The following is a 7,439-nucleotide window of genomic DNA, read 5'->3' on the forward strand; positions in this document are numbered from 1 at the left end:
ATTGATAAATTGGACGCAATCTAATGCAAATGAGCCTTGTATGTGTTATGATGAACACAAGTCATATCAAGGCTCTTTCCAACAAGGAAAGGAGCAGACACCATGAAAGAAAAAAGACGGGATAGTAAAGGACGTATCCTGCATACTGGAGAGAGCCAACGAACAGACGGAAAATACTTATATAAATATGTGGACGCATTTGGAAACACAAAATATGTGTACGCTTGGAGATTGACACCCACAGACCCGACACCAAAGGGAAAACGGGAAAAACCCTCACTTCGTGAACTGGAACAGCAGATAAGACGGGATATTGAGGACGGTATCGACAGCACAGGCAAGAAAATGACACTTTGCCAACTCTACGCCAAACAGAACGCACAGAGGGCAAACGTGAAGAAAAGCACAATAAAACAACGGGAACAGCTCATGCGGTTATTGAAAAAGGACAAGTTAGGTGCTAGGAGCATTGATACAATCAAACCCTCTGACGCTAAAGAATGGGCTTTACGCATGAAAGACAAAGGCTTTTCCTATAACACCATTAACAACCATAAACGCTCGTTAAAAGCGTCATTCTATATCGCCATACAAGACGATTGTGTAAGGAAAAACCCTTTTGATTTCAAGTTAAGTGAAGTCCTAGAAAATGATACCAAAGAGAAAGTCGCATTGACAGAGGAACAAGAACAAGCCTTACTCTCATTTATCAAGACGGACAATGTGTATCACAAGCATTATGATGATGTGCTGATATTATTAAAAACAGGACTTCGTATCTCGGAACTGTGCGGACTGACAGTAGCCGATATTGATTTCAAGAATGAAGTTGTGATAATCGACCACCAGTTACTAAAGAGCAAGGAACAAGGCTATTACATTGAAACGCCTAAAACAAAGAGCGGAATAAGGCAAGTGCCATTAAGCAGAGAAACAATACAGGCATTTCAACGGGTTATGAAAAAACGCCCAAAGGCAGAACCATTTGTGATAGACGGACGGGGCAACTTTCTATTTGTCAATCATAAAGGCAAGCCCAAAGTTGCGATTGATTACAATATGCTTGTTGTCCGTATGGTAAAGAAATACAACAAGTACCATAAGGACAATCCCTTGCCACATATCACACCGCATACGCTACGCCATACGTTCTGCACAAGGCTGGCAAGCAAGAACATGAACCCAAAAGATTTACAGTATATCATGGGACATTCCAACATTAGTATCACAATGAATTGGTACGCTCATGCGTCCATAGATACCGCGAAATCAGAGGTTCAGCGTCTAATTGCATAGAAGTATTTACCACGATTTTAACCACGTTTGATAGAGAAAATATAAGAAGATAGACCTAGATATGTGAGGTTTACCACAAAAGCAAAATGCCCGTAGAGCCTATAAAATAAGGCTTTGCGGACATTTAAGGAGATATAAAAAGATAGTCAAAAAGACATATATAATTTAAAATCCAATTTTTTATAATTTTTCTATTTCCTGTCTTACAAATTTTCCCAAATCGTATAATACTGCATCTTTATCCCCATAATACTGTTTTCCGTGTCCTACTATACTATCTGCATAAATAGATTTTAAATTATAGTTTATTCTATTTACAGTATCGTTTCTAAACTTATCATGATAAATATATTCAAATACTTCCTCTGCAGCTATTGGTTCTGTAACCAAATTAATAGTTCTAATCTGTTCTTTTATTACCGTTTCTATATATTTCCAAACAGTTGCTAAATTCAGAAACTGATAGCTGCTCTCACTATTAGTAAAACTTAAGGCATTCATCGGAATTTCTGCAAATATGTCTCTTAATTTTCTATACTCTCCCTTTTCCAATGGAATTAACTCAAAGTTTTTATCTACATTAAGCCTATAATAAGATGATATATCTGAATAATTAGTTATTATTGCGTCCATTCTATCTTTTGTCAATGTATATGGCACCAAATGAATCAAATCATAAATAAAATTTTTCTTTAAATTTTCTCCATATATTGCAGGTAAGCGCACAATGTGATAGTCTTCTATATTTTCTTCGGTCCACTTTTCAAGCATATATCTGTTTTTACCATAAGTATGTAATTTTGCAACCTCTATTGGAGTTTCTTCTGTCACATCATCAATGGAACTATATACATCCACAGTAGAAATCAATACTAATTTTTTAGGCGCAATTTTTACTATATTTTCTTCTGCTGCCCTAATAATTGCTTCATCATACTCTTTATGCGTATTAGCATACCATTTTGTGCCTGTTACCCCCGCATAAATTAATACATCTGGCTTTACTCCATACAGTTGTTGAACATTTTTTGAATTTGCTAAAAAATCAAATGATGCGCTCCTGCACAAATTGCTTCCTACAAATCCTGTATACCCAACCAATGCTGTTTTTTTACTCATTTGCTTCTCTCCTGAATGCTCGTTTTAACTTAATCATCTGTTTCATATAACTTTTAACCGTTTTTATGATTTTAACTTTTGTATTTTCATCATATATCCAAGTAATTGGTAATTCCAGTATCTTCCGATTATCTCTTTCTGCTCTCAAAAGTATTTCTATTAATAAGAACCAGCCTTTTTCATCACTCGATTTTTTCATTAACTCCTCTATACATTCTTTTCTGAAAAATTTGAAACCACATATTGCATCCGATGCTTTCATTCCAAACATCTTCTTTAAAATAAAAATTAAGCTATAAGAAATAAAATTTCTAAGTTTTGTTCTTCCAACTAAATTAGATTTTTTATTAAAACGGGATGCATTTACTATTTCCAGATTTTGATCCTCTTCAAATGCTTTTTTCATTTGAACAAAAGCTTCCAATTCTGTAGATAAATCAATATCCGTATACCCTATAATCTCACATTCATTCTGTTCTACTGCATATCTGAATGCTACCCCAACTCCCTTTTCTTCAATTCTCAAGTACTTTATTTCATTATATTTTTTGCACAATTGTTGACATAATTGCTCTGTCTTATCGGTCGAACCATTATCAACAATTGTAATCTGAAAGTTTCCCATCCAATGTTCGCTTAAAAATGGAACTACCGTCTGAATTCCTTTTTCTAATCTTAATTCTTCATTTAATACTGGAAACACAACATTTATCATTTATATCTTTTCCACACTTTCTACCATATATTGTTCTTTCAAAAATACCATCTGTAATATCATAGTTAAATATTTTATGATAATAGATAGTACAAAAAATATTCCACAAAAAGTTGCTGACAAAAAGCCCATTATCGGACTCCATCCTTCTACCGGTTTGACTTTTCCAAAATAAATCACACAAACATATATCCCCACACCTAATGAAAACAAGAGAAACAACACACATAACATAGTAGTAATTTTAGATACAACATTTGTAAACAAAATAAGTGAATCACTTGCCAGCCTATATCTTACTTCTTTTTCACGTCTAGTATATTTTTCACGTCTTTCCTCTTCCTCTTCATATGTAATTGTTTCTATTGGCAACCCACATTGTGCATACATTGCTTTTCTATAAGGAATATTTTTTGCCATTGCTTTTACTCTATTAATTGTACGTCGTGATACTACGCAAAAAAGTTCTCTTTTCAAAAAATTTTCTTTTATATTACTTGAGCTATTATATATTTTGTAATACAGTTTTGTAATAAAGCCTGCTACTTTCTTAGGTGTAACGCTTACGACATCAGTTCCCTGAATGCATTTATAATAAGCTTTCATAATTATATCATCACCTATCGATGATATTCGGTCAAATTCAAATACATAATCACCAATAGCCATGTCTACGCCTGCACTCATAGCAATTTCTCTTCCATAATAATAGCTCATATTGATGATTCTTACTGCAATCCCATTATTTTCTTCTTTTGCAAATATTTTTTTAATTTTATCAACACACCCATCAGAAAATGCATCATTTACAAAAATAATTTCATAATGTTCAAAATGCTCTTTCATAACCTTTAACAAGTTTTCAATGTTTTTATCTGTATCCTCCTCCCCACTTCTTATATATATAACTGCAGAGACAAAATTTTTTTCTTTTACATTCTGCTCCATTATTTTTCCTCCAAAATATCATCTAAATCATAAACTGTATTAATTTTTCCAGACAACACACTAACGAATGTTGGTTTATGTGAAAAATACTGAATTACCGTTGGTCTAGAATCATCTACTTCTGAATATTTCAATATTGGTTTCATTGAAAATAAAGATTTTTCATAATAAATTTTATAGGCATCCTTTACATATTTCCTTGCCAACTGATGCATGTAATTCCATGCACTTTGAGGTCTTGCCGAACATAAATTACAGTTTCCCAATTGATTATTTCCATCGCACATTGAATCTGGCTTTCTTTGACAATCAAATGATGGTAATACCTCCCTAGAAGTATAATGTGGTGTAAATGTAACTGAAGTCAATGAATGATACCCCGTATTTCCATAAGGCATAACTGAAAAGAATGGACCATCCATAACCGTCAATCCTGTATGTTCCAAATTTTCGCTTACTTTACACAATATAATTTCACATAATTCATACTTAATATTAAAAGGTGGTGCTTCTAATAAGTTTAAAATTTGATTAACTGATGCATATGTTGCATTCAACACATAGTCCGACTGATATATTTCAGTTTCAGTTCTTATAACATAAAAATCATTTTCCCTGCTTATTGAAACAATATTTATATTGTAATATATCTGTACTAACGCCGAATATTTTTTCAATTCATCCAAAAAAAACTTTTTTAGCTGCATTGCATCATAAGTATATTCTTCTGTAAGGAATGCTCCATCACACATATTTTTATTGAAATACTTAGAAACTGGAATTTCTTCACATTTAATATCTGCATTATCACAAAATTTTTGAAAAGCCTCTGCATTTGTCCATGAATATTGTGCTGAAGTTGCATAAATCTGTTCAAATTTCTTATTGATGCAAAATTCAAAATCATCCACAAACCGTTTAAAATACCCGGCTGACTTTGTAGCAGTTGCAAGAGAACGTGGATAATGATATCCCATGTGAACTCTTGCTTGATTTACATAAGTTGCCCTACCGAAAGCTTCATCGTCATATTCAAGTATTGCTACCGTCATTCCTTTTTGTGCACAATATAAAGCTGCATACAACCCATAGATTCCTGCACCAATTATAATTCTATCATACTGTTTCATCGTTTTTTCCTACTGTTCTTTTATTATTTTTCAATCGTATACACAAAAACATGATAAATACTATCTTCTGAATCCATGTCCAAATATAATTTTAAGTTAAGTTCTTCTGCATTTGAAATTTTGCAACGGGAAAGAATATACTTTCCACCCAATTCTTCAAATGCTTCCGTATTTATCAACAATTCTTTTTCTTCTATATTTTTTTCTTTATCTGGTTCAACTGAATACCCATCTATATATGCATAAATCCTTCCTCCCCAGCCATCATATTTTTTTGCTAATTCATCGCTTTCCTCTAATGCTGGTGCAATTATTTTTCTAAACTCATTATGATAATCCAAGGGATTAGTACAAATATACCCATCAAGTGTATTAAAACCATTATACATTGCAACCGCCGGTTCATATCCTATACTTATTACCCCTTCATCTTTATATTTCATCTCTTCTTTTAACTTTTCAAAATAATCCACATCGAAAAAATCTTTATAAGTTACTCTCTGACTATCCTGCTTCACTTCACTATAATACAATGTATTATCTGCAGTGTTCTGGTAATATCCACGTTGCAGTAGTATATTAATAACTTGTAACAGCACTATTATATATGCCGCTATTCTTTTATTGCCTTCTGAAAAGAATGCCCCCAGTACAGCTGCAAACGCAATATACCATAATATATTATTAAAATATAATATTCTTCCAAAGTTGAAACCTTTTAACATAGGTAAAATCTTCTTTATTATTATCTCAATATATCCATTTTCATCACAACTATAAATAAAAGAACAAATTGCAATACCAATTATTGAATTTCTCCAAATTAGTAACATTCTTTTTTTTTCACAATATTTATGTCTAAAGTATAATATAAAAAGGATACATCCACCTATTACGCATACCGGAACTATTATTGTTTTAACTACTGGATTTGCATGGTATTGTCCACTTACTCCTCCAGCCTTCATACGCAATACTAACCACTTTAAGCTTTCTGTAAAAGTTCTATCTACATTTTTTTGAAGCAACGATTTATTAAGACCAATCCCTTTTAGCATATATATTACAATATTTATGTTAAATATAATAGAACTAATCCCCATTAGGAAAAGGCTTATTATTAAATTTATATTTATCTTGCGAGAAAAAATAATATTTCCTATTATCCCGACTCCCCATAACATTACTACAAATATTCCAATACAAGGAAAATAAACAAAAAAGCCAAACATCAAAAATAATATGATTTTTTTTGATACTGACTTTTGTGGATTATTATAATAAAAAATAAATATTCTAAATAATAACGGCAATACTGCAAATGAAATACTCCACAATGGATAAACTGGTGTTATTGCATATGCAAGTGCTAGAATTTTTTTCTGATTCTTTGACAGATTTTGGGGAAATATGTAATCTAATAGCTGATACATTGCTACTATTCCAATTCCTATTGCCAGTGCCTTATTAATGATTTCTCCCCAGATAAAGCCAAAGAAAAAATTTAATATACGATATATTCCAAAATCAAAATACAGATAAGAAGCCGACATTCCATTTAAAATAGGCATTTGTCCATCCGGATTAAAGAAAATACCCCCTCTGCGTAGTACTTTAAATAAAGATGGCCAAGAATCCAGATAATCATGTACTGTAAAATAATAATTTTCTCTTAATATTATCATTGGTATAAGGATTACAGCGATTACAATAGCCATAATCATATAAATAACAATATCTGCTGTGGCATTTTTTTTACTATTTATTTCCACTTTCATATCGTCTCCATTTATCCCTTTCTAATTCTAGTCGTTTACCAGCATACTCCATTGTAAAATCGTATCTTCTGCCACATCTACCTTCAGCGTGCGTCCGATAATTTCTTCCATCCGCTCCGGAGAAATTCCGGTTCCCGGTCTCTTGAAGGTCAGCATTTCTCTTGTAATTACGGTTCCTTTGGCAATCTCGCAGGTCGTTACCAGAGAACGTCTTGCATTCTTTCTGGCAGTCTGTTCTGTCTCTAAGCAGCATAAATCGCCTTTACCACGAATGGTATCAATAAATTCAATTCCGAAGAGAATCTTTCTTGCATCCTCCGGATCCATAGCATGATAATGATCATTTCCCTTTAAGGTCTTGTCCAGTGTAAAATGCTTCTCTATTACTACTGCGCCCAGATTGTATGCTGTTTTGATAACATCTGCGCAGGCATCCGGTTTCGTATGGTCTGA

At 32.7% G+C, this 7,439-nt stretch carries 7 protein-coding genes; 1 reads left to right on the forward strand and 6 read right to left on the reverse strand.

Going from position 1 to position 7,439, the window contains the following annotated elements; translation table 11 throughout:
- The first annotated feature begins 102 nt into the window (after positions 1-102).
- The gene (locus tag DXB39_RS14320) at positions 103-1,296 is read left to right on the forward strand and encodes a tyrosine-type recombinase/integrase (protein WP_117901612.1); all 1,194 of its coding nucleotides are present in this window, start codon (positions 103-105) and stop codon (positions 1,294-1,296) included.
- Positions 1,297-1,476: 180 nt separating this feature from the next.
- Here DXB39_RS14320 and DXB39_RS14330 read toward each other — a convergent pair whose 3' ends face one another.
- The 6 genes from DXB39_RS14330 to DXB39_RS14355 all read right to left on the reverse strand — a co-directional run.
- Entirely contained in the window at positions 1,477-2,415 is a 939-nt protein-coding gene (locus tag DXB39_RS14330) for a sugar nucleotide-binding protein (RefSeq protein WP_117840452.1), read from the reverse strand.
- Positions 2,408-3,130 carry a glycosyltransferase gene (locus DXB39_RS14335; protein ID WP_117840450.1) on the reverse strand — a complete coding sequence of 241 codons (723 nt, stop codon included), beginning with the start codon at positions 3,128-3,130 and terminating at the stop codon, positions 2,408-2,410. Before DXB39_RS14335 ends, DXB39_RS14330 begins: the two co-directional genes overlap by 8 nt.
- Positions 3,131-4,078, reverse strand: coding sequence for a glycosyltransferase (locus tag DXB39_RS14340; protein WP_117840448.1), 948 nt, complete (start codon positions 4,076-4,078; stop codon positions 3,131-3,133). It abuts the gene before it with no gap.
- Positions 4,078-5,208 carry an FAD-dependent oxidoreductase gene (locus DXB39_RS14345; RefSeq protein ID WP_117840446.1) on the reverse strand — a complete coding sequence of 377 codons (1,131 nt, stop codon included), beginning with the start codon at positions 5,206-5,208 and terminating at the stop codon, positions 4,078-4,080. Before DXB39_RS14345 ends, DXB39_RS14340 begins: the two co-directional genes overlap by 1 nt.
- Before the next feature lie 23 nt (positions 5,209-5,231).
- On the reverse strand, positions 5,232-6,986 hold the full coding sequence (locus DXB39_RS14350) for a DUF6044 family protein (RefSeq protein ID WP_117840444.1): 1,755 nt from the start codon (positions 6,984-6,986) through the stop codon (positions 5,232-5,234).
- A 27-nt stretch (positions 6,987-7,013) separates the two neighbouring features.
- Positions 7,014-7,439 (reverse strand): SAF domain-containing protein (locus DXB39_RS14355; protein ID WP_199535145.1); only part of this gene is annotated, 426 nt, incomplete at its 5' end.

Source organism: Roseburia sp. OM03-7AC, from assembly GCF_003462625.1.
GTDB lineage: Bacteria > Bacillota > Clostridia > Lachnospirales > Lachnospiraceae > Roseburia_C > Roseburia_C amylophila.

What these genes read in the sequence shown, in the direction of transcription:
- DXB39_RS14320 (WP_117901612.1), top strand. Translation starts at nt 103, where the DNA reads ATGAAAGAAAAAAGACGGGATAGTAAAGGACGTATCCTGCATACTGGA.
- DXB39_RS14330 (WP_117840452.1), bottom strand. Translation starts at nt 2,415, where the DNA reads ATGAGTAAAAAAACAGCATTGGTTGGGTATACAGGATTTGTAGGAAGC.
- DXB39_RS14335 (WP_117840450.1), bottom strand. Translation starts at nt 3,130, where the DNA reads ATGATAAATGTTGTGTTTCCAGTATTAAATGAAGAATTAAGATTAGAA.
- DXB39_RS14340 (WP_117840448.1), bottom strand. Translation starts at nt 4,078, where the DNA reads ATGGAGCAGAATGTAAAAGAAAAAAATTTTGTCTCTGCAGTTATATAT.
- DXB39_RS14345 (WP_117840446.1), bottom strand. Translation starts at nt 5,208, where the DNA reads ATGAAACAGTATGATAGAATTATAATTGGTGCAGGAATCTATGGGTTG.
- DXB39_RS14350 (WP_117840444.1), bottom strand. Translation starts at nt 6,986, where the DNA reads ATGAAAGTGGAAATAAATAGTAAAAAAAATGCCACAGCAGATATTGTT.